This is a genomic window from Vibrio sp. G-C-1 (assembly GCF_021728015.1).
Lineage (GTDB): Bacteria > Pseudomonadota > Gammaproteobacteria > Enterobacterales > Vibrionaceae > Vibrio > Vibrio splendidus.
This window is the reverse complement of record NZ_JAKKCR010000004.1, coordinates 168,515-192,369: the sequence shown is the minus strand read 5'-3', so window position 1 is coordinate 192,369 and position 23,855 is coordinate 168,515. Positions and strand designations below refer to the sequence as shown.

General features: G+C 44.0%; 22 protein-coding genes. 13 read left to right on the top strand and 9 right to left on the bottom strand.

The features are described 5' to 3' along the window. Nucleotides 1-123: 123 nt before the first annotated feature. Nucleotides 124-759, top strand: a complete 636-nt coding sequence (locus tag L3V36_RS08195; RefSeq protein ID WP_029222001.1) for an OmpA family protein — start codon at nt 124-126, stop codon at nt 757-759. A 112-nt stretch (nt 760-871) separates the two neighbouring features. On the opposite strand, the gene L3V36_RS08190 is transcribed toward L3V36_RS08195, so the two are convergent. Then, on the bottom strand, nt 872-1,231 hold the full coding sequence (locus tag L3V36_RS08190) for a glutaredoxin (RefSeq protein ID WP_208775330.1): 360 nt from the start codon (nt 1,229-1,231) through the stop codon (nt 872-874). An 89-nt stretch (nt 1,232-1,320) separates the two neighbouring features. Next, nucleotides 1,321-2,913, bottom strand: coding sequence for a nitric oxide reductase transcriptional regulator NorR (gene norR, locus L3V36_RS08185; RefSeq protein WP_004731373.1), 1,593 nt, complete (start codon nt 2,911-2,913; stop codon nt 1,321-1,323). Between the two features lie 349 nt (nt 2,914-3,262). On the opposite strand from norR, the gene hmpA reads away from it, so the two are divergent. Beyond that, nucleotides 3,263-4,459: an NO-inducible flavohemoprotein gene (hmpA, locus tag L3V36_RS08180; RefSeq protein ID WP_102447757.1), complete on the top strand. Its 1,197-nt coding sequence runs from the start codon at nt 3,263-3,265 to the stop codon at nt 4,457-4,459. A gap of 156 nt (nt 4,460-4,615) precedes the next feature. On the opposite strand, the gene L3V36_RS08175 is transcribed toward hmpA, so the two are convergent. Both L3V36_RS08175 and clcA read right to left on the bottom strand, forming a co-directional pair. Then, nucleotides 4,616-5,563 (bottom strand): TDT family transporter, encoded by a 948-nt coding sequence (locus L3V36_RS08175; protein WP_004731381.1) that lies wholly within the window; start codon nt 5,561-5,563, stop codon nt 4,616-4,618. Nucleotides 5,564-5,914: 351 nt separating this feature from the next. Further along, nucleotides 5,915-7,321, bottom strand: coding sequence for a H(+)/Cl(-) exchange transporter ClcA (gene clcA, locus L3V36_RS08170; protein WP_017078301.1), 1,407 nt, complete (start codon nt 7,319-7,321; stop codon nt 5,915-5,917). A gap of 541 nt (nt 7,322-7,862) precedes the next feature. Between clcA and L3V36_RS08165 the strand changes: the two genes are divergently transcribed. The 3 genes from L3V36_RS08165 to L3V36_RS08155 all read left to right on the top strand — a co-directional run bounded on the left by L3V36_RS08165 (nt 7,863) and on the right by L3V36_RS08155 (nt 11,070). Beyond that, nucleotides 7,863-8,846 carry a GTP-binding protein gene (locus L3V36_RS08165; RefSeq protein ID WP_017082085.1) on the top strand — a complete coding sequence of 328 codons (984 nt, stop codon included), beginning with the start codon at nt 7,863-7,865 and terminating at the stop codon, nt 8,844-8,846. A gap of 182 nt (nt 8,847-9,028) precedes the next feature. After that, nucleotides 9,029-10,315 (top strand): DEAD/DEAH box helicase, encoded by a 1,287-nt coding sequence (locus tag L3V36_RS08160; protein WP_004731392.1) that lies wholly within the window; start codon nt 9,029-9,031, stop codon nt 10,313-10,315. A 134-nt stretch (nt 10,316-10,449) separates the two neighbouring features. Further along, entirely contained in the window at nt 10,450-11,070 is a 621-nt protein-coding gene (locus L3V36_RS08155; RefSeq protein ID WP_004731394.1) for a LysE family translocator, read from the top strand. Between the two features lie 206 nt (nt 11,071-11,276). Here the strand turns inward: L3V36_RS08155 and L3V36_RS08150 are convergent, their stop codons facing one another. After that, nucleotides 11,277-13,313 (bottom strand): PhoX family phosphatase, encoded by a 2,037-nt coding sequence (locus L3V36_RS08150; protein WP_017093724.1) that lies wholly within the window; start codon nt 13,311-13,313, stop codon nt 11,277-11,279. 254 nt (nt 13,314-13,567) lie between these two features. Between L3V36_RS08150 and L3V36_RS08145 the strand changes: the two genes are divergently transcribed. From L3V36_RS08145 to L3V36_RS08125, 5 genes are all read left to right on the top strand, one after another. After that, nucleotides 13,568-13,909 carry a YggL family protein gene (locus L3V36_RS08145; RefSeq protein WP_004731398.1) on the top strand — a complete coding sequence of 114 codons (342 nt, stop codon included), beginning with the start codon at nt 13,568-13,570 and terminating at the stop codon, nt 13,907-13,909. 387 nt (nt 13,910-14,296) lie between these two features. Further along, complete coding sequence (locus tag L3V36_RS08140) at nt 14,297-14,980, top strand: spondin domain-containing protein (protein ID WP_017093725.1); 684 nt, start codon at nt 14,297-14,299, stop codon at nt 14,978-14,980. A gap of 9 nt (nt 14,981-14,989) precedes the next feature. Further along, nucleotides 14,990-15,670 (top strand): spondin domain-containing protein, encoded by a 681-nt coding sequence (locus L3V36_RS08135; protein ID WP_102447755.1) that lies wholly within the window; start codon nt 14,990-14,992, stop codon nt 15,668-15,670. 82 nt (nt 15,671-15,752) lie between these two features. Next, complete coding sequence (locus L3V36_RS08130; protein ID WP_017086843.1) at nt 15,753-16,484, top strand: response regulator transcription factor; 732 nt, start codon at nt 15,753-15,755, stop codon at nt 16,482-16,484. Between the two features lie 66 nt (nt 16,485-16,550). Continuing rightward, nucleotides 16,551-17,924 (top strand): HAMP domain-containing sensor histidine kinase, encoded by a 1,374-nt coding sequence (locus tag L3V36_RS08125; RefSeq protein WP_102447754.1) that lies wholly within the window; start codon nt 16,551-16,553, stop codon nt 17,922-17,924. 152 nt (nt 17,925-18,076) lie between these two features. Here the strand turns inward: L3V36_RS08125 and L3V36_RS08120 are convergent, their stop codons facing one another. Continuing rightward, the gene (locus L3V36_RS08120; RefSeq protein WP_102447753.1) at nt 18,077-18,559 is read right to left on the bottom strand and encodes an exoribonuclease R; all 483 of its coding nucleotides are present in this window, start codon (nt 18,557-18,559) and stop codon (nt 18,077-18,079) included. 158 nt (nt 18,560-18,717) lie between these two features. Next, on the bottom strand, nt 18,718-19,647 hold the full coding sequence (locus L3V36_RS08115) for a DMT family transporter (protein ID WP_102447752.1): 930 nt from the start codon (nt 19,645-19,647) through the stop codon (nt 18,718-18,720). Nucleotides 19,648-19,796: 149 nt separating this feature from the next. Between L3V36_RS08115 and L3V36_RS08110 the strand changes: the two genes are divergently transcribed. Then, nucleotides 19,797-20,255 (top strand): Lrp/AsnC family transcriptional regulator, encoded by a 459-nt coding sequence (locus L3V36_RS08110; RefSeq protein ID WP_017078313.1) that lies wholly within the window; start codon nt 19,797-19,799, stop codon nt 20,253-20,255. Nucleotides 20,256-20,424: 169 nt separating this feature from the next. Here the strand turns inward: L3V36_RS08110 and L3V36_RS08105 are convergent, their stop codons facing one another. Both L3V36_RS08105 and L3V36_RS08100 read right to left on the bottom strand, forming a co-directional pair. Next, on the bottom strand, nt 20,425-20,667 hold the full coding sequence (locus tag L3V36_RS08105; protein ID WP_017062621.1) for a hypothetical protein: 243 nt from the start codon (nt 20,665-20,667) through the stop codon (nt 20,425-20,427). Nucleotides 20,668-20,936: 269 nt separating this feature from the next. Then, on the bottom strand, nt 20,937-21,512 hold the full coding sequence (locus L3V36_RS08100) for a hypothetical protein (RefSeq protein WP_102447751.1): 576 nt from the start codon (nt 21,510-21,512) through the stop codon (nt 20,937-20,939). Between the two features lie 96 nt (nt 21,513-21,608). On the opposite strand from L3V36_RS08100, the gene L3V36_RS08095 reads away from it, so the two are divergent. Both L3V36_RS08095 and L3V36_RS08090 read left to right on the top strand, forming a co-directional pair. Further along, the gene (locus L3V36_RS08095) at nt 21,609-22,286 is read left to right on the top strand and encodes an SH3 domain-containing protein (protein WP_102447750.1); all 678 of its coding nucleotides are present in this window, start codon (nt 21,609-21,611) and stop codon (nt 22,284-22,286) included. A gap of 590 nt (nt 22,287-22,876) precedes the next feature. After that, entirely contained in the window at nt 22,877-23,839 is a 963-nt protein-coding gene (locus tag L3V36_RS08090) for a DUF2860 domain-containing protein (protein WP_102447749.1), read from the top strand. Nucleotides 23,840-23,855 lie beyond the last annotated feature (16 nt).

Sequence of the window (23,855 nt, the reverse complement as noted above, 5' to 3'; positions counted from 1 at the left end):
TTGGATGTACTTTTTTTTCGTATAAAGTTTTTGTCTAAAGTTTTTCTCTCGATGCCGATATAGACATTAGTGAATGGTTTATCTGCATGAGTGGTTGGTGAAGTAATGAGATATTTAGCGATAATGTTAAGCATAGCTTTGGCAGGGTGTGAAACGACGTTACCAACGGGTATGTTAGGTGACGATCTGCTAGAAACTGCGCCGCAAACCGATTACGACCTTATGCATCCTGAATGGGGTGTGGTTCAAACGACATCTGTAGCGAGCAATCGCAGTTACTCAGTCCAGAACAGCACTCATCAACAAAAAACCATCACTACCAACTATGGACGTGGTGTCTCGACTAATGACCCACTGGAAGTTTTTTTAAGACAAAACCGTATCGATTTTGAAGTACTGCCGGGCAACCATGTGATGGTAAAGCTGGAACAGCACGTGAACTTTAAAACGGGTTCGGCATTCCCTGAGCCAGCCTACAATCAATGGCTGGATACTTTAGGCAGTTACCTTTCTCAACGCCAAGATATTGATGTGGTGATTGAGGGCCATACTGATAATACGGGCAGTGATCGTGTTAATGATCCGCTTTCTGAGCTACGTGCAAAAGAAGTGAAAGCGCGCTTGGAAAGTAACTATGTTTCGAGTCGTGCTATTTACACTCGCGGCTTTGGCGAATACGTTCCGGCTTGTACTAACGCGTCGCCGCAAGGCAAGGCGTGTAATCGCCGTGTAGAATTGATGCTGATTGTGTCGAAGTAGTCATTTGAGCTTTCTTCCCTAAATTGAAAGCGACGAGTTCTAAATAATAGACATAAAAAATCCCTCATATTTGAGGGATTTTTTGTATCTGACTTTCGTTTCGCAGGTTAGCTTATGCGAATTGCTTTTCTAAGTAAGTCACGATATCTGAAGATTCGTACATCCACTCAGTTTTGCCGTCTTTTTCGATACGTAGGCAAGGCACTTTAACGCGACCGCCACCAGCTTCAAGCTCTGCACGGTGTTGATCATTGTTCTTTGCATCACGAAGTTCAAATTGAACAGACTGACGTTTCATCGAGCGTCGCACTTTTACACAAAATGGACATGCTTCGAATTGGTATAACGTGTGCGTCTTTGCTTGCTCATTCACTTTGCTTTGATCTTCTTGAGAGCGCTTCACACCACGTGGGCTGAATACAAAATTCAATAACAAGATGACACGACCTAAGAACCAACGGATAAACTTCATAACTCTCTCTACATATTTAAAATTAGCGTTACAATTTGCAGCATTATATACACAAGTTTTGCTAGATGCTCGCAACAAACCGCTAATATCTATTTTGTCCGTTCGATCGTGTGAGACTTAGCCACATTTAGCCCTAAACGCTTAGACAGTCGAGTCAGATTTGCTCGGTCTGTTTTCAGAACTCGTCCTGCTTGCGCCCAGTTAAAGTTGGCATCTTCCAACACTTCAGTAATGATGCTGCGTTGAAAATCGTCCGTCGCGCCACGTAAACCAGCGGATAGGTCGATCGTTGGTGTTGATAATGGTGTGTTTTTTACCTGTGTCGTCGCAATCGGTTGATCTTGGTCGAGTGGACCACAATCTTCTTTAGTGATTGTCACGAGGTTTTTGTTAGTGCTGCGAGCCAATGCTTTCAGTGCTGAACGGCTGATAACGTGTTCAAGCTCACGAACGTTACCTGGCCAACCGTAACGGTTTAGGAATACCAGAACATCAGAACGGAACTTAACTTGGTTTATACCAAGCTTACGGCGCGCTTGTTCTAGGAAGAAACCAGCTAATAAGCTGATGTCGTCACCACGCTCTTTCAATGCAGGTACCGCGATAGGGTACACACTAAGTCGGTGATACAAGTCGGCTCTGAATCGTCCGTCTTCAACTTCTTGCTTTAAGTCTCGGTTGGTTGCAGCCAGAACACGAACATCAATGGTTTGGATGTTGTCTTGGCCTACCGGTTGGATTTCGTTGTTTTGCAGCGCACGCAGTAACTTACTTTGTGCTGCCAAAGGCAATTCACCAATTTCATCTAAGAACAGTGTGCCGCCATCGGCTAGAGCAAACTTACCTAAGCGGTTTTTGTCTGCGCCAGTAAATGCGCCACGAACGTGACCAAATAGTTCACTCTCAACCAAGTTCTCAGGAATAGCAGCACAGTTCACGTAGACCAGCGGATTACGCTTACGTTGTGATTGGTGGTGCAGGGTACGAGCAACGAGCTCTTTACCAACACCAGTATCACCATGAATCAGAATATTAAACTCAGACGGTGCTACAACCGCGATGTCGTTCTTAAGCGCGACCATGGTGTCACTGTTACCAATCAACTCGCCGCCGTCACGTTCCCACGCTTCTACGTTCAACTCTTCCAGTAATTGCTTTGACTGTTTTGCTTGATGCTCAAGTTGCGAGAAAGTCATCGCCATCTGCATGGTTGAAGCCGCAATAGCAGCGAGAACTTCTAGGTTACGAGCTGGAATATTCGCGAAGACATCAGGTTTTAGGCTGTCTAGGGTTAGCACTCCTAACAATTTGTCACCAAACAGCAGAGGTAAACCCATGCAGGCATGCATTGGTAAATCGCCGTCGTGGTCTATCAGTAAGCCATCGAAAGGATCAGGCAATGAGCTATCAGCATCAAAACGAACAGGAGAACGTGATGCGCAAATCTCATCAAAGCGAGGGTGTTCCGAAATGATAAAGCGGCGACCGAATGTATCTCGACTGAGCCCTTGCATTGCGATGGGTACTAGCGTGTCGCCTTGAAGGCTTAAAAGCGCGACGCAATCACACGTTATGGTTTTACGAATGGCATCGATTAGGCGATTAAAACGGTCTTGATCGTTCACACCGCTGGCTAAACCAATGGTCATTTCCATGAGAGTGGATGCTGAGATATCTTGCATAAAGGGCTCATACTATTTGTATTTTTATACATGGTAGAGTCTTTATGACACAAAAAAAAGGTCTTTTTGACTAAAGTTTGAAGTGGATTTTTGAAAGGATGCCAGACACAGCAAGCTTTCGCATGTTGGCACCGTTTGTGCAATGTGTCCATTACGTGTTGTCTATATGACTGAATAAGTGACCTATAGTTGATTTGAATCAATTAATGCCCATTTATCAGTCCACGTGATTCTCATAAAAAATGTAGCCAGAGAGCTCATTGAGAATGAATTGGTATAAAGTCATCTTTAAATAAAACTAGTCAATTTGACTCAAGTGGTCAAAAGACTAAGTGTTCGGAGTAAATCAATGCTAAACAATCTACATATCAACATCATCAAATCGACGATTCCTCTTTTAGAAAGCGCAGGCCCTGCTTTAACTCAACACTTCTATCAACGTATGTTCACGCATAACCCTGAATTGAAAGATATCTTCAATATGACTCACCAAAGAACAGGTCGCCAAGGTGTGGCACTGTTTGAAGCTATCGCGGCTTATGCTAAAAACATTGAAAACCTAGCAGCGTTAACCACCGCGGTTGAACGTATTGCACAGAAACACACAAGCTTTAACATTCAACCAGAGCACTACCAAATTGTTGGTTTGCACCTGATTGAAACATTGCGTGAATTAGCTACTGAGGCATTTACTCCAGAAGTAGAAGAAGCATGGACTGCCGCTTACCTATTCTTAGCGCAAGTATTCATCGACCGTGAAGCTGAACTTTATCTACAGCGCAAGCAGGCTGTTGGTGGTTGGGAAGCAGCACGTGCGTTTGTAATCGCAGAAAAGATCGAAGAGTCAGCACTCGTAACAAGCTTCATCTTACAGCCAAAAGATGGCGGTGAGGTTTTGGATTACACACCAGGTCAATATATCGGTATTGAAGTGAAACCTGAAGGCGCACAATACAGCGAAATTCGTCAGTATTCACTGTCAGATAAGCCGAACGGAAAATACTACCGTATCTCTGTGAAGCGTGAAGGCCAAGGTCAAGAAACGCAAGGTGTTGTTTCTAACCACATGCACGATACCGTTGCTATCGGCGATGAAGTTAGCCTATACGCACCAGCAGGTGACTTTATGTATCAAGAGCGCAGCAAGCCAGTAACGCTCATCTCTGCAGGTGTTGGTGTAACGCCAATGCAGTCTATGCTTGAGTTCTTGAACAACGAGCAGAAAAACGAACCGGTTCTTTACCTTCACGCTTGTGAAAACGTAGGCCAACACTCTTTCACGACTCGTGTTAAAGATATTGTTGCTGACAAAGGTTGGGAAGCGAAAACGTGGTACATGAACAAAGACGAATCTGCATGTGAAAACACGCATCAAGGCCAAATGGATCTAGCGTCTATCTCCGATACTAAAGGCTTTGAAGAGAGCGATTTCTACATCTGTGGACCTGTTGGTTTCATGAAGAACATCGTAGAGCAGTTAGACGCACTTAAAGTCGATCGCTCACGCGTACACTACGAAGTATTTGGCCCTCACGCTAACTTCTAATAGCTCTCGCCAGTTCTATTAACACTCGCCTGAACTATTAACACCTTGCCTATTCAAAGGCCTCACATTGTGAGGCCTTTTTTGGTTTGGTTCTTCTGTCTGAGATATCGAATATTGGAGAATTCGGTCGAGCAAACTAAGCTCTTCTAGCTTCGGTCAAGAACGTTTGACCTTTTTAGACATGTAGTCAGTATCAAAAAACTCAGGCCAGTACATTTTCACGTATCCACCTGCAACCCAAATTACTAGGATGGTCGCGATGGTTAACTCGAAGAAACCAAACTTGTGCAGCCAATACCATTGCGGGTATTCCGCGCCGAAAAACGTAGTTAGACGATGCATGGCAATAGCGCTGATCACGGAAGGGAAAGTGACGGCAGCAATTGAAGGTTGGAATTTCAGACGCATCAATCGTATGTAACACAAGTAGATCAGTAGCGTCATGGTGATAGCAATGCCAGCCAACGCGCCTGTTAGAATCGGGTCTGGGTTGTCGAAGTTAACCAAGTAAGCCGCTAAAGACAGGTTCACAGGTGCTGCCATGATGGCTAAGGTTGGTCTTGCTCGGCGTGGCAGGTTTCCTTCGAATACCAAGCGGTACAACACCACTGGCAGCATTAGGAAATAGATACCGATACAAGTGGCCGCAAGTGTTTCTGAAAAAACGGTGTGCCCAAATTGTGAGCCTGCTAAGGAACTGCTGATTAACCCCACCGGATACAGAAACCAACTCGGTACAATGTTCGACATTTTAAAGTTGATGATCTGGAAACTAAAGAACAACACCATCATGGTAAAATGCAATAACAACGCGCAGAACCAGACTGGGTAAGCAATGACTGGAGAGATTTCGGCTAAATAGTCGCATAGAATCAATAACGCCATGCTCATTGGTGCCATCAAGCTTCCACTAAGCGGATGACGAATGTCATTGATGAAAGTATTAAAGCTGGTGAGATAACGAAGTAAAACGGGTAGCAATAACAGTGCGCCAAATGCAGCAAGGTAAGGGCGAATGATCTCACCAACCCCAGGCAGATATAATGCCCAAGCTTGTCCTAGTCCAATAACACCAAGTGCCAAAGACGCCTGAGATGGCGGCACATTTTTTACTTGGGTTAACCTTCTCCAGTTCAACGCCTTTCTCCAACTAGTTATTTATAGAATATGAGTCAATTATAGAATTTTTGCTCTAGAGTGAGCGCTCAGCTGTGTCCTCAATAGATGTTAAGGACACTCAAATAATTTTGAGTGGATGATAGCAAGTTTAACGTTTGCTTTTTTGATTTTGATACGAAATCGGGACATTAAGCACGAGGAAAGTGTGCTTTATTTTTTGAGTGATTTATAAATACCGAGCTTGGTTTGCTCATGTATCAGTGGAACTTGACTGTATTAGTGGAACTTAACGAGTTACGTTTAAGTCCCACATTTGAACTACCGTTCTCAATGTCGTTAACGTACTTCCTCTTGCTGAGGGAGGTCTTGCTGTCTTAGCTTCTCGTTTTTCAGCGTACGGTTAAGCAGCTGACTGTAAATTGGCTGTCCACCTAACATTTGAGCAATGATTACCGCACCTAAGCAGGTGATGATCAACGGCAGGATCAGGTAGTAGTTATTGGTCATTTCAATAACCAACAGAATACCAGTGATAGGCGCTCGCACGGTGGCGGCAAATAAGGCGCCCATGCCGGCAATCGCAAACATACCCGGCTCTATATTCAGTTCAGGGAAGAATGCCGCCGCGATAAGCCCAAACGCGTAACCAAAGAGCGTTCCTAGAGCAAGCATTGGTGCAAAGATACCACCCGGTGCACCAGAGCCGAAACAAAGTAGCGTGGTGAGCACGCGCCCTAAGAAGATTAACAGCAGCACGTTTGCGCTGTAGTTGCCATTAGTGATGTTCGGGATGATACCAATACCACCGCCAGTCAACTCTGGTATATAGAGCAGCAATAAGCCAAAGCAACCGCCCAGCAGGGAACCTGTCATTAAGTAGCGTTTACGGTCATTCTTGTGTATTGCCACAAACAGGTCTTGCGAAAGTGTAATCAGCTTATTGAAAATCACACCAAACAGGCCGAACAACACACCTAACAACAAGAATAACCACAGAGCATCCAGTTCAGGCGGTTGGTATTGAGGCATTGTGATAACGGCAGACTGCCCGTTGATTGATCGAAAAACGATGTTGGCTGAAACCGCGGAGATGATGACGGCTTTAATTGATATGAGTGAATAGCGAAACTGTGGTCTCATCTCCTCGACTACAAACATGATGCCAGCCAGTGGTGCGTTGAATGCGGCGGCTAAACCACCTGCGGCACCCGAAGCTAATAGTGAGTGGCGAGTGTCGTCATCTTTGACTCGAAAGATATCGGTGACCATGCGACCAATACTGCCGCCCATTTGAACGGTTGGTCCTTCTCGACCTAAAACCATACCAGAGCCTAATGCGCCCATACCGCCAAAAAATTTTACTGGCAATACTCTCCACCATCGAACAGGGCGCATACCGTCCATCGCACCTTCAATTTCGGGGATGCCTGAGCCTGCAGCCTCTGGAGCAAAGCGGTGAACGAGGAAGTAACCAATAAAGGCAAATGCAGCACTAATAAGGAAAGCGGCTAGCCAAAGGGGTAAATAGCTACCGATTTCATCTTTAAGCCAATCGGTACGAGTTTCTGTGATGAAATGAACCGCGACTTCGAAATAGGTACCCACTACGCCAGCAAGTACACCTACAATACAAGAAAGAAAGAGAACGGAAGCGGGTGTCTTATCTCTTGAGAGAAATTGATTAATAGCATCCCTTGGCATTTTGGCTAATAAGGATTGCTTAATTTTCTCTCTTCTGGTCATTGAGATAAGGCTCCTGAATGGGTTAAGGCGGGGTTGTCATAAATTATACGCGTCCTCTGCATATCCTATAGCAGCAAAGATGAAAAGTTGAATTTCATTTATGGAATGTACGTGTTACATAAATGGAATCTATGGGCAATAGTGGAATCCCCGTCACAATTTTGATCGATTCTCTGGTGGTGGCTTGAATATCCCCAAAAATGAACCATAGTTAAATCGTAAAGCAACATAACAAACCGTAAGGAGACGTGAGGTTTTACACACAATTTGGATGGATTCAGATACAAAGTTTTAGTTTCTCGTTAATTGTTCAGGTCGATATTTAAGGCTTCCTGATTCGCGAACTCACGATTGAGTAACGAGAGTGAGGCGTACTGATAAGTACGCCTTTAGTTCATCTGGAGCATTCATTTTTCTTCGTTCCCCCCTTTTCTAGTGACACTCATACAACTTCTGGCTTAAATCATTCTCCGTATAAACAAGCGATTGGGGTCAATTTCTCCGTGATTGTGTATATACTCCCTTAAAAAGGAGAACTGATATGACCAAAAAAGTTCCTACAAACATAATTACGGGTTTCTTGGGTGTTGGCAAAACGACAGCTATTTTGAACCTGCTCAAAAATAAACCTGAGAATGAAAACTGGGCTGTCCTGGTTAATGAGTTTGGCGAAATCGGCATTGATGGCGCATTAATGACAGACCAAGGTGCTTTAATTAAAGAAGTACCGGGTGGCTGCATGTGTTGTACTGCAGGTGTGCCTATGTCGGTAGGTATTAATGCCTTACTGCGCCAAAAGCCGGACCGTTTATTGATTGAGCCAACTGGGCTTGGTCACCCTAAACAGGTTATTGCGACACTCACTTCAGAGCAATACACACCTTATGTTGATTTAAAAGCGACGCTTGGCTTGGTTGACCCACGAAACCTATCCAATGAAAAGTACACGTCGAATCAGAATTTCAATGATCAACTGGACAGTGCAGATGTGATTCTTGGTACTAAGGTTGACCTTGTTCATTCTGAAGACATCGATGTGTTCAATGATTGGGTGACGGATCAAACGCCAGCAAAAGTCTTCCATAAGCTAATTCACGATGGTGAAGTGCCATTGGAAGTGTTGGACATTGAAAGAGTATACGGCAGTGCTTCCTCTCATATTGAAGCACATCATCACGATCACGCTGAACAAGAGCCTCAATTCCAACTTCCTCCCGGTGAAGCTTTCATCCGTAAAGAGAATAAAGGTCAGGGCTATTTCAGTTGCGGTTGGCTATTTGGCGCAGAGCATAAGTTCGACTTTGATGCGCTGTTTTCAATGCTGTCGGATCTAACGGCTGAGCGTGTAAAAGCCGTGGTGAATACTGACCAAGGTTGCTATGCGTTTAACGTGGCGAATCAAGTGGTGTCAGTGAATGAAATTTCCCTTGATGGCTTTGAGTCTCGTCTTGAAGTGATCGACTCGCAGTTAATGCCTTGGGATGATCTCGAGCAGATTCTACTCAAGCTGTGTGGCATCAAATAGCGCCATTTTTACTGTTTGAACTGATGATCTCGGTGTTTACTTCGTTGAAGGTGGGGTAAACACCAGATTAAATGAGAAAGTTTGCGTTATATCACGATAAATGTGAGATAAATCACTCTAATTACTTTATAGTGCTCGGCTGAAATAAGAATGTAGGCTGTCTGCTTAAGGAACCCGTAACAATGTCATTTTCCTCTCAAGGTTTTGCTCCTGAATTAGTCAAAGCGTTGACTGAGTGTGGTTATGAAAAACTCACTCCAATTCAACAAAAGGCGATTCCAATGGCTCGTAAAGGCCATGATATTTTTGCTACTGCTCAAACCGGTACGGGTAAAACAGCGGCATTTTCATTGCCTGTTATTCAGCACCTTTTGAACAGCGGTAAAAAGGCGTCTAGAGGAACGGCTCGCGGCCTTATTCTTGCTCCAACTCGAGAGCTCGCTGCGCAGATCGCTCAAAACATTAAAGACTACGTTAAATACACTGAACTAAGCGTTTCAGCGGTTTACGGTGGTAACAAAATGTCTTCACAAGTTCGTCAATTAGAACTGGGTGTGGATATTTTGGTTGCAACACCTGGCCGTTTGGAAGAGCACTTAGAAGCGGGTAACGTGTCTATCGCAAACCTAGAATTTCTAGTATTCGATGAAGCTGACCGTATCCTTGATATGGGCTTTATCAATGCCGTTCGTAAGATCATGTTGGATGTAGAAACATCGCCGCAAATCATGATGTTCTCAGCAACGACTTCTACTCAGTTAAACCAACTGTCTGTTGATATTCTACGTAAACCAAAACGTATCAGTGTTGAGCGCGAAAACTCAACGGCTTCTACTGTTGGTCACGTGGTTTACCCTGTGGATCAAGAGCGTAAAACAGAACTGCTTTCTGAGCTGATTGGCCGTAAAAACTGGCGCCAAGTGCTTGTGTTCGTGAACTACAAAGAAACAGCGAATGACGTTGTTAAAGAGCTTAAATTAGACGGCATTAAAGCGGTACTTTGTCACGGTGATAAAGCACAAAGCGCTCGTCGTCGTGCTTTGGATGACTTCAAAGAAGGCAGAGCACGTGTGATGGTAGCAACCGACGTTGCAGCTCGTGGTCTTGATATCGAAGATTTACCACATGTAATTAACTACGACATGCCTTTCCTAGCGGAAGATTACGTTCACCGTATTGGCCGTACAGGTCGCGCTGGTAAACAAGGTCATGCGATTTCTTTCGTTAATCGCGAAGAAGAGTTGACTGTTGTTCAAGTTGAAACACTGATTCAACAACGTATTCGTCGTGTTGAACAACCGGGTTATGAACCGAAGAAACGTGATGCTTACATCGAGAAGCTGAACACTAAATCGGCGTACAAAAACCGTCAGGGTCGTAAGAACAACGCAAACGAAGAGCCTCAAGATCAAGCAAGCGCTGAACGTCGTTTGACTATGATGAAGCGAATTAAAAACCGTCGTAAGTAATTACGGTTGGTGACTAAAAAGAGCCACTGTTATGTGGCTCTTTTTCGTTGTGTCGCTAAATATAAGGTAGCTCCTTAGAAAGACAGCTCAACAAGCTAAACACTTAAATAAAAATAAGTCGATAAGGTAATAATATGGATAGCGCACTGCTTTGGGCTTTTATTCCCACATTTTTCTTTGTGTCAATTACGCCCGGTATGTGTATGACCTTGGCTTTGACGCTAGGAATGAGTGTTGGATACAAGCGTACATTATGGATGATGATCGGTGAATTGGCTGGTGTTGCGGTGGTTTCTATTGCTGCGGTATTGGGTATTGCATCTATTATGTTGAACTACCCGTGGCTATTTACGGGCTTCAAATTTGTTGGTGCAGCTTACTTGTTCTATCTAGGCGTTCAGATGTGGCGTTCTAGAGGTAAACTGGCGATCAGCACTGACAACCAAACAACAAAAGTCAGCAATGATTGGGACTTGGTGGTTCAAGGCTTCGTGACAGCGATTGCGAACCCGAAAGGCTGGGCATTCATGATTTCGTTATTGCCTCCTTTCATTAATAGTAATAAAGACTTAGCACCGCAGTTGTTGATTTTAGTGTCTATTATTCTGGTTTCTGAATTTGTCTGCATGACCTTGTATGCGACAGGTGGTAAGAGCTTAAAACATATGCTTGGTAAAGCCGATAACGTTAAGTTGATGAACCGCATTGCAGGTACGTTAATGATGGGCGTTGGTGTGTGGTTGTTCGTTAGCTAATTCTGGTTAGCCTACAACGAGCAGAGATCACCGACTCAGTCGTTCCTCCTTCTCGAGGATGACGGTGCGTGATTTGGTTTGGAGTGAAGAGCAGTTTACAAAGCCGCAGACCATTAGTTGAGTCAAAGAGCGTATAGAATATAAAAAGAGCGATAGGGCGTTTGGCCTTATCGCTCTTTTTGATTTTACTTAGCTAGATTAGCGTATTAAACCGCGATTTCACCGCCGTCTTCACGACGAATCACAACCGTAGATGCTCTTGGGCGAACTGAAATTCCTGACGGAGTCTCTTCTGCTGCGTCTGCGCTGTATGGCCAGTTGCCTGGGTGCTGAATGTTTACAAACAATGACTTGTAGTCTGGGCTGATGGTAAAGCCTGTTACTTCACAACCGTTAGGACCAACAAAGAAGCGCTTGAGTTGTGCTTGGTTCTCGGCACTAATGACTTCTTGAGTGCCATTTTCATCCGTTAGCTTTGATGGAACTACTGCTAGCATTTGATCATTGGTGTAGCCGGTCACTTCATCTGCACCGTTATCGGTTTGAATCCACAAGATGCCACGAGCATCAAACGCCAAACCGTCTGGGCTCGCGAATTGGTTCATGTCTGTTAAGCTTGATCGGTTCGTGTCCGCATCACCATTGGCTGGCGAACCGAACACAAAGATGTCCCAAGTAAAGTCTGTTGCGTCTTCCCCCTCATCCCAGCGAATCACATGACCAAATTTGTTGTTCAAACGTGGGTTTGCTGCGTTTGTTTCATCTGTGCGAGAAGTGTTGTTGGTTAGCGTTAGATATACAGAACCAGTGTATGGGTCTACTGTACACCACTCCGGACGATCCATTGGAGTGGCTCCAACAAGGTCGGCTGCACCTGCCGTGTTTAGGATAATTTCTGCTAACGAGTTAAAGTTGTCCGCCAGCGTACCCCCAGAAGCAGTTGTACTCTCTAACGTTAGCGGCAGCCAAGTACCAGTGCTGTCTTCGTTGAAGCGAGCCACGTACAGCGTACCTTCATCCATGTATTTATCACCGGTTGCCAAGCGGTTTGACGGATTTGCATCTGCTGGGTTCCAGTTAGCTGTTGATTCAAACTTATATAAGTACTCAAAGCGAGAATCGTGACCAGAGTAGAATACTACTGGTTGCCCCGCTTTAAGCTGACCAAACGTACAACCTTCATGACGGAAACGACCTAGGGCAGTACGCTTTTTGGCACGAGAATTTTGCGTATATGGGTCAATTTCAACAATATAACCGTGACCATTTGCTTCGTTGCGGTAATCGTCGATTGAGCTTGTGCCCGTAGGCTCTACGTTAAAGCGAGTAAATTCATCCAAACGTTCTTCTGCATTACCTGCCAAAGTTTCCCATAAGTAACGTGTGTTTTTATCATCGATGCCAATACGGTCTTGTTCTTCAGTACGAACGCCAGTATTCACAAAGTACCCCGGCCAGTTTTCTTCACACGTTAGATAAGTGCCCCAAGGAGTAAAGCCGTTACCGCAATTGTTTAATGTACCGCGTGCTTGGCTGCCATCTTGTGAGAAGCGCGTTACTGTCAGTTCCGTGTTCGCAACAGGACCTGAGAGATCCATTACGGTTGCACCAGTATAACGGCGGTTTAGTGGATCAGTATCGACCAGCTTCCACATATTGTCTTCAAGTTGAATTCGAACGACAGATACACCATGCGCGTTAATTTCTTTACGAACTTCATCGACGATAGTACGAGCACTATTCACAATCATTGGGCCATTTGGGTGCAGTGCTGAAGTGTCTATATACTCATGGTTAATACACAGCAAGCCATCAGTATCGCTGTCGTTTAACGAGAAAAAGTGCATGCCGTCGTGGTGCATACCAAGCGCGTTGAGTTGATCTGTACTTGTATTACTTCCGTCGTCCTTCCATGAACTGCCTTGCGCGTTTAGAGGCGTTCCCCATGGAACTAAAACTTGTGCAACATACCCTTGTGGAACGGAAACTGCGTCGGTAAGTGAGCCTGGGATCGAATCGAAATTCAGTACTGCATTTGAGACGCCAGAACCATTACCTACAGAAGTGTTTGGGCTAGAAGAGTTGCACCCAGAAAGCCCAAATGCACCAAAGGCCGTCATAGCACTGATGCCTAAACCGCCTTTCAATACATTTCTTCTTGATAGGTTAGCGTCTAGGACTTCGTCGAAGGGTTTGTTTTTGCTCTTGTTGAAACGAGTGCTATTAAATGTTTCCTTGCTCATTGTTACTGCTTCCTGTTGGCTGTATCTATTATTAGTTGTTCATGAGTAACCCGGCTATCAGCGAATAAGTTAATAACCTGGGTCAATGTGTGACTAATCGTGAAGCAGTTAAGTGACAGATTGTTATGGTTTTGATTAAGGTTTTGTTTCTGTAGCACGACTTTTGCCATTAAGCGTCTCGTGTAATACAAAACTCTTGGGGATCAGCAAGGAACTGTGTATAAATGCTTTATCAAACGAAAAGAGAGACAGTTATGAAATTAGATAAAATCGAAAACAAAAATCGCCGCCTACGCAAGAAGTTATACCTAGGTGAATTCGCTATTCTAGGTTTTGAAGTAAGCTGCACGACTTCGATTGCTGATTTTGACCAATACGATGTGTTCATCGATGAATTTATCGATTTTATCGACAGCATCGGCCTGTGCTTTGGTGGCGGTGGTTTAGAGCTGTTCGAAGGTTTCTTATGTTCTATTGAGCGCTATCGTTCAGTGACAGAAGCAGAGCAACTGCAAGTAGCGCAGTGGCTTGAAGCTCGCGCAGAAGTAAGCAAAGTAGAAGTAAGCGAACTTGTTGACGCAAACTACGCATTCTAAATTGGTGTTGTTCGGCGAACTCAGTTGGAAGCGAATAGAGCTTTCCTGAGATAAGCTTTATACATCAGTGAAAGGCCCAGTCGGTATATCGATTGGGCCTTTTTGCGTTTGGTCTGCGCTATTCTTGAACCATGATTCCTTGTGTATCTCTCATTTCTGGAACGAGAGTTTCTATTCACATATCAGTATTTTAGGTCTGTCTTTCTGGATTGTAAGAAGTTTGAATAAACTTGTGAGAGTTTTATGAGAATTCAATGAAGTTGCTGATAGATTTGATCGCCATTCTTAGAGTTAACAACACCACAGTTCGTTCTGGCAAAGGTAACGGTATATCGCTGTTATTCGTTTTGTTGGCAACGATAGGACTCGATAAAGGATGGAATCAAAATGAACAAACGTACTCAAATCAGCTTAGTGATCAGCTCGGCTATGTTGACCCTCGGAGCAGCTCAGGTTCAGGCTGCAGAGCTTGAGGTGACCGTTACCAACGCAACGAAAGGGATCTACTTTACGCCTATCTTGGCAGCCGCTCATGACTCCAGCTTGTTCATGTTTAGAACGGGTGAAACGGCTTCTGCGGAACTAGAATCCATGGCCGAAGGTGGCGATATTTCAGGTTTATCTGGTGTCATTGCAAACGCGGGTGGTGTGGTGGTTGAAAACCCAGCTACCGGTATTCTTAATCCGGGCGTCGCAACTACGTTTGATATCGACACCGGTGATTTAGCTTACTTGTCATTGGGTGCCATGCTGCTGCCAACCAACGACGGCTTTGTTGGCTTAGACAGTTGGAAAATCCCAACTCAAGCGGGCACCTACAAAGCGACTCTAAATGGTTATGACGCGGGTACAGAAGCCAATGATGAGCTGGCGGGCAGCATGCCGAACCCTCCATTCATTACCTTTGGCGCTGGTGGTACTGGTGTAGAAACGGCAGTGTCAAACGCTAAGGTTCATATTCATCCGGGCAACATTGGTGATAGTAACGCGGCTGGCGGAATCAGTGACCTTGATAGTAGCAGTCATCGTTGGTTAAACCCTGTGGCAACTATCACCATTGTTGTGAAGTAAGGGGGATTTATGAAAGCTAGAATTCTATTTATCGCTGCATCAGTAGCTGTGTTAGCAGGTTGTCCGGACGATGACGACGATTACTATCGTTACGATGTCAGTGTTGCTAACCTAACGCCCAATCAACCTATGTCGCCCCTCGCGGTATTGACTCATAATACGAATTTTGACCTGTTTGAAGTTGGGCAAAGTGCCTCTGTCGATCTGGAATATTTGGCGGAAGGAGGCAGTAATGCACAATTGCTTGCGCTCAGTGACAGTGACGCCAATGTTTATCAAGGCATCTCAGGCAATGGGCTGATTCTTTCAGGTGAGCAAGACACGGTGTCTATTCGTGTTGACCCAAATCAAGAAGGGTATATCTCAGTTGCTTCCATGTTGGTGAACACCAATGATGCGTTTGTTGGTGAATCCGGTTTGCCACTCAAGTCATTAGCCGTGGGTGATACCTTTGTGATGAACATGAATGTTTGGGATTCAGGAACGGAATTGAACGACGAGCTTGCTGCAACGATTCCGGGACCTGCGGGCGGTGGTGAGGGTTTTAATACCACACGAGACGACACCGATGTAGTGAGTTTCCACTCTGGTGTAATCAGCCAAGATGACGGCCTTACGACGTCTGCTTTAAGTGCTAATCATCGTTTTCTCAACCCAGGAGCAAGAATCACCATTACTCGAACTGAATAATAGAGTTGAAAGCACGATGAAAGAATTCCTGCTCTGTTCCGGTCAATTGAAAGGTAGGCAGACTCCGAATAGAGCAGGGATCATGAATAGTGCTGCGGTAAATTTGATGGCAAACATATTGTTGGTTGAAGATGATGATGACCTAGCTGAACTGGTGCAGATGCATCTTAAGTTCCAAGGCCATATTGTCGAAAGAGCCAATACGATTGAAAAAGCACAGGATCTATACCTGGATGGTCAGTTTGATCTAGTCGTGCTCGATCGAGGTTTACCTGATGGTGATGGACTCGATTTTTGTCGGATGATCCGTCAGAAAGAAGATTGGACACCGGTACTAATGCTAACAGCAAGGGATGCTGAGCTAGATAAGGTGTCAGGTTTAGAAGCCGGTGTTGATGACTACATAACGAAACCTTTCAGCGTTCTCGAGTTTCAAGCAAGAGTGAGGAACGTACTTCGCCGTTTAAGCCATGTTGAATCAGTCACTCAAGAGGCTATGACAACAGAATCGATTATGAATTTTGGTGGGCTCACTATTCAACCTGAACGCCATCAGGTTTCACTCAATAACCGAGATGTACCGCTTACTGCTACCGAGTTTACCTTACTTCACTTCTTAGCAACCCGCCCGGGGCGTGTGTATAGCAAAGACGAGCTGCTCGATCACGTTTGGAATACTCATCACTCTGGCTATCACCATACTGTGTGTAGCACGGTCAACCGTCTAAGAACCAAGCTTGCGATGCCCAATAGTGATGATGATTTCATTAAAACCGTTTGGGGTGTTGGCTATAAGTTTGAGTCAAAAGCTTAGGTCTATGTGTTGCGCCCTAAGTTTACTAAAAAGCCAGTAAGACCTACGAGCCATCGAGGAGAGAACATGAGTTTCAAATCGCGTTTAGTGCTGTTCACAAGTTTGTGGTTTTTGTTGGTAAGTGTGGTAATTGCTTACACTTATCATTGGCAAAAAGAGACCATAGAACAAAGAACTAAGCAGAGCTTACATAAAGAGCTCGCGGTTCATATGCGCGATGATAATCCTCTCATGATTGGTACCGACTACAACCCCAAAGCACTCAAATCTATATTCCATACCTTGATGTTGATAGGGCCTGATTTTGATATCTATTTTCTGGATAGTCAGGGCAATATCACCACCAATGCAGCACCTGAAGGCACTGTGTTAGCCAATCAGATAGATCTAGCGCCCATTCAACAGTTCTTAAATGACAAGCCTTATCCTATTTTGGGCGAAGACCCGATCAACCCAGGCTCTCCTAAAGTATTTTCTGTGGCGGCGATTGAAGAGCTAGGGTCGACGGTGGGTTATTTGTATGTGGTGATAGGAAGTAATCGCCATACTGTGATCACCAACTCTCAGGTTGATACACCATACATCGCACTTGCAGGGCTTGTGCTGGTTTCTATTTTTGGCTTTGCGATTGGAGCTTATCTGCTAGTGAAACGCAGTCTGTTGAACCCAATAGAGGCGGTAACCAATAAATTGCAGCAACAAGCTGAGCAAGATTTTAGATTGGAACCTAACTTTGTCCATCAAGTGCCAGAATTGGTGCCCATTGCACGTTCTTATCAATTGATGGCGAAACACATCCAACAACAGTTTTTGCAGCTTGAGTATCAGTCATCACACCGCAGACAAAGCTTATTACAGCTCAGTCATGATTTGAAAACGCCATTATCGAGTGTTCTTGGTTACCTAGAAACGTGGAAGATTCAAAACCCGAAGTCAGACCCGTTGATTGACGTCGCTTACCGTAATGGCAACAAGTTGTCTGAACAGCTCCATTCACTACTCGACAGCGCCAAGAATGATAACCCTGTGCCCACGTATCAATACGCTTCAATTGATTTTAATGTGTTGATGAACGAATGCTTAGAAACGATTCAAAGCCAGTATCGCCATAAGAATGTTGAGTTGAACGTCAATATGCCTCAAGGAATCAAGGCTGTAGGTGATGGTGATTTACTTGAGAGGCTGATCTTGAATCTGCTAGATAATGCGTTGAGGCATAGCCCGAGCGGAACAATGGTGTCGTTAGATGTAGGTTTAGAATCGGATTCAAAACGGGTGAAGGTCGTTATCCATAATGAAGTTGAACGAGAGGCCCCTAATGGTTCGTTAGGTATTGGCACCAAAATCGCTCAGTCGATACTGATGCTGCATCATAGTGTTTTAGAAACAACAAAAGCAGAAAACTCATTTCAACAAAGTTTCTATTTGCCTTCGGTATAGCCCTGACTGCCTTCGATTTAGTTCTATTTTCTTTCGATATCGTTCTACTTGCCGCTGTTCTAGGGGATAGTCGAGTTGTTCTTTGAGTAACGAACAACTCGTTGAGCAGCTTTTAAGTTGAGAAGTTGAGAAGTTTTTAAGTTGAAGGGACTTTATGCGTCTTTTTTGGCTTCGTTGCCTTCATTGCCTTCATTGCCTTCATTTAGTTCAGCATAGAAGTGCAGCAACTCTGTTAGCTCTTTTACCCAACCAAATGCTTCTGCCGGTGCTTTCAACAAAATCTTCTCGACTTTGTCACAGTGAGTTTCAAGGCTGATCGCTTGCTCAAGGTTGAACGACATTGCATAGAAGTGCCAAAGCAATAGTCGAGTCATGCGCTCGATGTTTTGCTGTGAGTTATCCGACTCACTAAACGCAAGATTCACTTCACTCAGCGCGATTGCTGTCATTCGCAACATCGCATCAAACTTCGCTGATTGCATACGCTCTTCATTGGTTACTTCTTCCTGTTCGAACGTAAACAGTTCCGTCATTGCATCTTCAGGGACAAGGCGATGAATCATTCTTAAACTAAATTCTTCTAGTTCTTCACGAGGCATGTTGTTTAAGCAAGTTAAAGTGTAATCGCGTTGCATGGTGTTCTCTTGGATCTGCAAAAAGGTCGGACAGTTTAATGGAGAAGCGAGTTCAGAAAAAGCAGATTTTAGATAAGCCTACGTTTGTAGGCTTATCTATGTACTACAAGCCCTAAAATTGATGTTTAGGGGAACTGTATTTAGGTTTGAACGCAGTATCAGGCTTTGCTATGGCTTGGCGGTTGATACTGCATAGACTGGTCGTTTCTCATGAAAATGTTGCTCGCGACTAAGCTGCCGATACAAATTGAACCAAGCGCTAACCAAGTCATCGTATCCGGAATCTCGTTAAACAGTGGGATCGCCAACAACGTTGCAACGGCGGGTGTTGCACTGCCAAAGGCGGCTGAACGCTCTGCTCCTAATGTATTGACAGCATAGAGATAAGTGAATGCCGCTATTAGGCCTGCGCCGACGCCTTGCACCGCTGAATGTATGGCAAGCTCTGTGACTGGCCATTGAGTAATTGGTGTACTCATTAAATGGCTAGGGAGGGTTCCTGTAAGGATAAGGACCAGCAATAGCAAAGTGGAACAAAATGAAATGAAACCCGCACTCACAAGCGCATTAAGATTGGCAACACGTGCTGAGATGGTAAAAGTCGCCCACATTAAGCTGCCACACAAAAACAACAAGTGACCTTTGGTGTATTCAAAGTTGAAGCTGCTTAAGCTATTTCCTAGAAACAACAATATCCCGAGTAAAACAAGACCTAAACCAATGACACGGTGTCGGCTAAGCGGTTGTTTAAAAAAGAGTACCGCGATTCCTGTTACGAACAGAGGAAGCGTTCCCGGAACCAAAGCACTCCCGTGTGATACCGGAACAAACTGCATGGCTGTCCCTGCAACGAGTAAATAAGGTAACCCGCACCCCACAAACATACCGGCCAAGTATCGATTCGGGACAGCAGCGATCGTGCTGCGTGCTTTCCACATCAAAGGCAATAGCACCAATGCAGGTATGAGGAATCGAGTCAGTGCGATGTCTGCAGGTGTTAAGTCTGAATTTGCGCCGCCTTTAAGAGAAAGGAAAAAGCTCGCCCAGATGAGCAGAGTGACAATAATAGATAGGTAACCAAGCTTCATAATAAACAAGGAAAGTGGATGATGACTCATTATGGGGTACTTGGTGTGCCACAAGTTGGCAAGTTTTGTTCGAACTTGAGTCACGGTTGATGATTTCTGCTAATATTTCCCAAATTGTTAACGAATTTAACCAATGATCGGTATTTGCTATGGATAGGATTGATAGACATCTTCTTGAGTTGCTTCAGAAAGACGGCAGGCTAACCACGGCTGAGTTAGCTGATGAGGTTGGCTTATCGGCTTCACCGTGCGCGAGGCGCATCAAAAGACTGGAAGAAAAAGGGATTATTGATGGCTATCGTGTGAGCCTGTCACGAGAACAGGTCGGCATCGCAATGAGTGTGTTTGTTGAGGTGAGCTTAAACAACCACCAAGAAGTGTCGATCGATAAATTTGAAAGTGCAATTGTCGAGATGGAAGAGGTCATCAGCTGCCATGTTGTATCCGGAGCTTATGACTATCTTTTAGAAGTTGTCAGTCCAAATCTTATGGCTTATGAAGCATTTACAAGAAAGCTACAGCGACTCTCTAACGTAAAAGATATACATACTCATCTTGCGATTAGGCAAGTGAAAGGCAATGCGCCACTTCCGGTTTATACTGACTAAGCTATAGGTAGGGGAGACGTCTTTGGGTGAAATGAGCTGAAAACGAAATGACTTTCGTTGTTAAACTAGGCGGCCGCTGCTCTTAAAGACTGTCGTCAAATACCAGATGCGCAGCAATAAAAAACGGAGCGCCTCGTGAAAGGCACTCCGTATATGATAGGTGCAAAACTTAGTGATACTTAAAGTTAGAGATTGAACAATCCCCAGTTTGAGCGTTAATTCTGAATGAAAAAGCATGTGAATGATAATCCACACCATCATTCCAAATTGTCTCTCCAAATATCTTACATAGCTCTAGCTCACTTACTGAACCGAACTCTTCCATGTGTTTAGCTACAGATAAAAGTTTACCTCTTATCTCCGCAGTCCATTCCGTGTTACTCAAGCAGTTGAAAGCCATAGTTTTTTGCATATTACCTAGCCAAAATGTTTCTTGTTATTAAGTTATATGAATAATCATGATAACAATTTCTTGGCGTTTGTAAATCTATTTTGTGATGAATATCTCACATACTCGCTTGCATTGGTCGGAAATTGAACTTTATTGTTGATAGTTCGCACATTAGTTTTACAACTTATTGATAAAGCTTTGATTAACGAGTTATCTGACTATTTTGGCTAGAGGGAAGCATATTTATCGGAAAAATCCAGTCGATAAAGCGATGAAACCTAGTAATGTTTTCAGTTTGGGCCATCGTTTGTCGGTTGGTTTGTGTGACGTGCTTCGTCAATCATCGTGGCTTCTTTGCGGTATTTTGAAGACAGCTGACGGAACTTTTCACTGAGCGTATGGAGATCTTGCGAGAGTGATTGTGAGCTTTGTACATGCACCTGCGCACTTTCTGTCTGTCGCGGTAGCTTTGCGTTGGTGCAATGTTTAGCGACGGCTTGCCAAGAATACGTTAGAGATTCCGCGCCATCGAGCTCGGTAGACACAACGTATGCCTGTTTTAATAGAACCTCAGAGACATCGTAAGCGGTATTCATATGACTATTGAGCTGTACATTAAACCTTTGTTCGTACTTTGCCCAAAGTTCAATGATCTGCTTTCTGGTGAAATGTTTGGATAACAGCGTTTGTGACTCATAGGTTGAGAGAACTTGGTTGAATTCTTTAGTGTATTGGTTGTACCGCCCTTCAAATGAGAGTTGGCGGTCCAACAGTACTTGCCAGTTTTCACGGTCACAATGGTTTGCTAGCGCGACATTAGCACTCAAAGGTATACTCACAATGATAACCTTCACCCAAAAACTCATGACTTTCCTCTACTTACTGCGTTCTCTATAGAGAGTATAGATGAGCAGCAGCATGAGTTGATGTACACTTGAAAGATACCTAAAACGGAAGAGCTGGTGGATTTGATGAAAAAAGCGCTGATCGCTTTACTTGTGTTGTTAATATTGGGCGGAGGAGCGGCGTATTACTTCTTGGTCATGAATAAAGACCCAATTCCACCAGAGAAAATGGAAGAGCCAGCTGCAGAAGTTGCTCAGCAGTCAGATTCTGACCTCGCACCTATCATGGATCTTCAGCCTGAACCAGAACAGACCGAATTTTACGTTTTGGATAGAAAGCTCGAAGTGGTAGAGCAGCCTGAAATTGATGGGTTGATAACAGATTACCTCTATAAAGGTGAAAAGGTCGAAGTGTTAGAGAAACAAGGCGAATGGGCTCGTATCTCAGATTACATCGTTCTAAAAGAAGGCGGGCCACAGACTGCCGAATGGGTCTCGATGTCTGGCCTATCCAATGATGAAGTGATTATTTCCGAGAAAGAAAGCATAGAGATATTGGATTCATATTTGGTTAAATCCGACGATCTTAAGCTCCATAAAGAGACGTTCCGCAATACGGTTGCAGAGCTGATCTCGGATGGCGAATGTGACCCAAGTGATTTCGAGGAGTTAGGTGGTTGGGTGAAATCGGTGAAGTACAGTGACCGAGATGTCTATTTTATTTATTGCGGCGGACTGTCTCTTGAAAATAAAATTTATTTCGATGTAAATACAAATGAAATATTTACGAAGTAAAAATCGCCCCATTTTAAGTGTTGGACGTATTAATATTCTTTAGGGTTACCGTTCATAAGTAAAATTTTTGAAATCTTACTTTATCGCAGAGTGGGCTTCTTTATTGGCACCTCATTATATTTAATCCGATATAAGCAGTATCTGGCTATTCCGTTTAAACAATGGATCTGCAGTTTTTATGATACGATTATCGGTTAAGGATTCTGTAAAACCAGTGGCTACAGGGCTCTGAAGCTGACGAGGAACCTGAGCCATTTAATTAAGGCTCAGAACTTAACCCAGTGATTGACAAAGCGCCGGGTCACTATGTAAAACATGTGCTTGAGAGCCAAGCCTAGCTTACAGTACGTTAATGGTTAATGCTCGGTTGCCGCCGGGGCATCAACCGTTCTTCTCCGAATTATTCTATTCATTGTAACTTATCGGTAAATTACATAATCCCACATTTTTTAAAACCAAAGCTAAGGTTCTTAGATTGGTTGAATTATATATTTTATCTGTATATTTAAGCTAAACATATCACTTCTATTCACCCTGTATTTACCTTCATGTCGGCAAACTATTGGCAACTTTCATAAGGAGAAGTTGCGATGAATTACCGCATGTTATTGCCTATCGGGATTTTGTTTAGTGCAAATGTATTGGCTGAGCTTGATAAACCAGGTTGGGGAGGAGAAGTTGGGCTTTTGGTCGGATTTGGTAGTGAAACAGATGACTCAGACTCTGTTAAAAAAGGCAGTTTGAACAGTAAGGGAGATTCGGAATCGAGCGCACTTGCTGTGCCATTAGGGCAGCTACGTTATACCTTTGGTGCAGATAACGACCAACAGGTGTTTATGGGTACATCGCGTGGCGATATCATCGAAGGCATTTTTGCTCTTGAATTTGGTTACACATTGGAATACGGCAACGAATCGAGCATGTCGTTCTCTTACCTTCCGACTATTGCAAATGGTGAAGTATGGGAAGACCCGTTTATAGCCAATACAGCAAGGACCAAAACAGATATTTCCGGCGATACCTTCCGTTTACAACTAGATAATTTCTTAGATATCGGTCTAGCTGGCGACTTTGCTGTCTACAAGCAAGATATTAAAAATGAGAAATCAGGCTTTTACCTAGGGGTACCAACTAAAGTGCTTCAGCGTGACGCTAAAGGTTATTATGCAAGTCTCTCTATGGGAATGCCAATTACTGAAACCTCTTTCATCGAGCCCTCTTTCTCTTATCAAAAACACCTTGCAGATGGTGATGCGGTTTCCTTCTCTCGTTATTCTGGCTCGTTGACTTACCTAAAGAGAGTTAACGACCATGCATTTTCGGTGAACGCGGATTACAGTTATAGCTCATATGATGCGTCTAACCCTGTTTTTAAGAAAACACGTGAAGATAATGAATATAGCTTAACGCTCGGCTATGAATATATGGACTTTATGGGTTGGGAAAACTGGGGTTTCAACGCGCTAGCTGGTTATTCTAATAACAATTCGAATATCGCATTTTATGACACCAGCGGGTATTTTATGGGCGTTGGTGTGAGCTACCACTTCTAAGTTATTGACTACCGAT

Bases quoted from the DNA above. Each gene is read 5' to 3' on its own strand.
- L3V36_RS08195 (WP_029222001.1), top strand. From the start codon at position 124: ATGTTAAGCATAGCTTTGGCAGGGTGTGAAACGACGTTACCAACGGGT.
- L3V36_RS08190 (WP_208775330.1), bottom strand. From the start codon at position 1,231: ATGAAGTTTATCCGTTGGTTCTTAGGTCGTGTCATCTTGTTATTGAAT.
- norR (WP_004731373.1), bottom strand. From the start codon at position 2,913: ATGCAAGATATCTCAGCATCCACTCTCATGGAAATGACCATTGGTTTA.
- hmpA (WP_102447757.1), top strand. From the start codon at position 3,263: ATGCTAAACAATCTACATATCAACATCATCAAATCGACGATTCCTCTT.
- clcA (WP_017078301.1), bottom strand. From the start codon at position 7,321: ATGACCAGAAGAGAGAAAATTAAGCAATCCTTATTAGCCAAAATGCCA.
- L3V36_RS08165 (WP_017082085.1), top strand. From the start codon at position 7,863: ATGACCAAAAAAGTTCCTACAAACATAATTACGGGTTTCTTGGGTGTT.
- L3V36_RS08160 (WP_004731392.1), top strand. From the start codon at position 9,029: ATGTCATTTTCCTCTCAAGGTTTTGCTCCTGAATTAGTCAAAGCGTTG.
- L3V36_RS08155 (WP_004731394.1), top strand. From the start codon at position 10,450: ATGGATAGCGCACTGCTTTGGGCTTTTATTCCCACATTTTTCTTTGTG.
- L3V36_RS08150 (WP_017093724.1), bottom strand. From the start codon at position 13,313: ATGAGCAAGGAAACATTTAATAGCACTCGTTTCAACAAGAGCAAAAAC.
- L3V36_RS08145 (WP_004731398.1), top strand. From the start codon at position 13,568: ATGAAATTAGATAAAATCGAAAACAAAAATCGCCGCCTACGCAAGAAG.
- L3V36_RS08140 (WP_017093725.1), top strand. From the start codon at position 14,297: ATGAACAAACGTACTCAAATCAGCTTAGTGATCAGCTCGGCTATGTTG.
- L3V36_RS08135 (WP_102447755.1), top strand. From the start codon at position 14,990: ATGAAAGCTAGAATTCTATTTATCGCTGCATCAGTAGCTGTGTTAGCA.
- L3V36_RS08130 (WP_017086843.1), top strand. From the start codon at position 15,753: ATGAATAGTGCTGCGGTAAATTTGATGGCAAACATATTGTTGGTTGAA.
- L3V36_RS08125 (WP_102447754.1), top strand. From the start codon at position 16,551: ATGAGTTTCAAATCGCGTTTAGTGCTGTTCACAAGTTTGTGGTTTTTG.
- L3V36_RS08120 (WP_102447753.1), bottom strand. From the start codon at position 18,559: ATGCAACGCGATTACACTTTAACTTGCTTAAACAACATGCCTCGTGAA.
- L3V36_RS08115 (WP_102447752.1), bottom strand. From the start codon at position 19,647: ATGAAGCTTGGTTACCTATCTATTATTGTCACTCTGCTCATCTGGGCG.
- L3V36_RS08110 (WP_017078313.1), top strand. From the start codon at position 19,797: ATGGATAGGATTGATAGACATCTTCTTGAGTTGCTTCAGAAAGACGGC.
- L3V36_RS08105 (WP_017062621.1), bottom strand. From the start codon at position 20,667: ATGCAAAAAACTATGGCTTTCAACTGCTTGAGTAACACGGAATGGACT.
- L3V36_RS08100 (WP_102447751.1), bottom strand. From the start codon at position 21,512: ATGAGTTTTTGGGTGAAGGTTATCATTGTGAGTATACCTTTGAGTGCT.
- L3V36_RS08090 (WP_102447749.1), top strand. From the start codon at position 22,877: ATGAATTACCGCATGTTATTGCCTATCGGGATTTTGTTTAGTGCAAAT.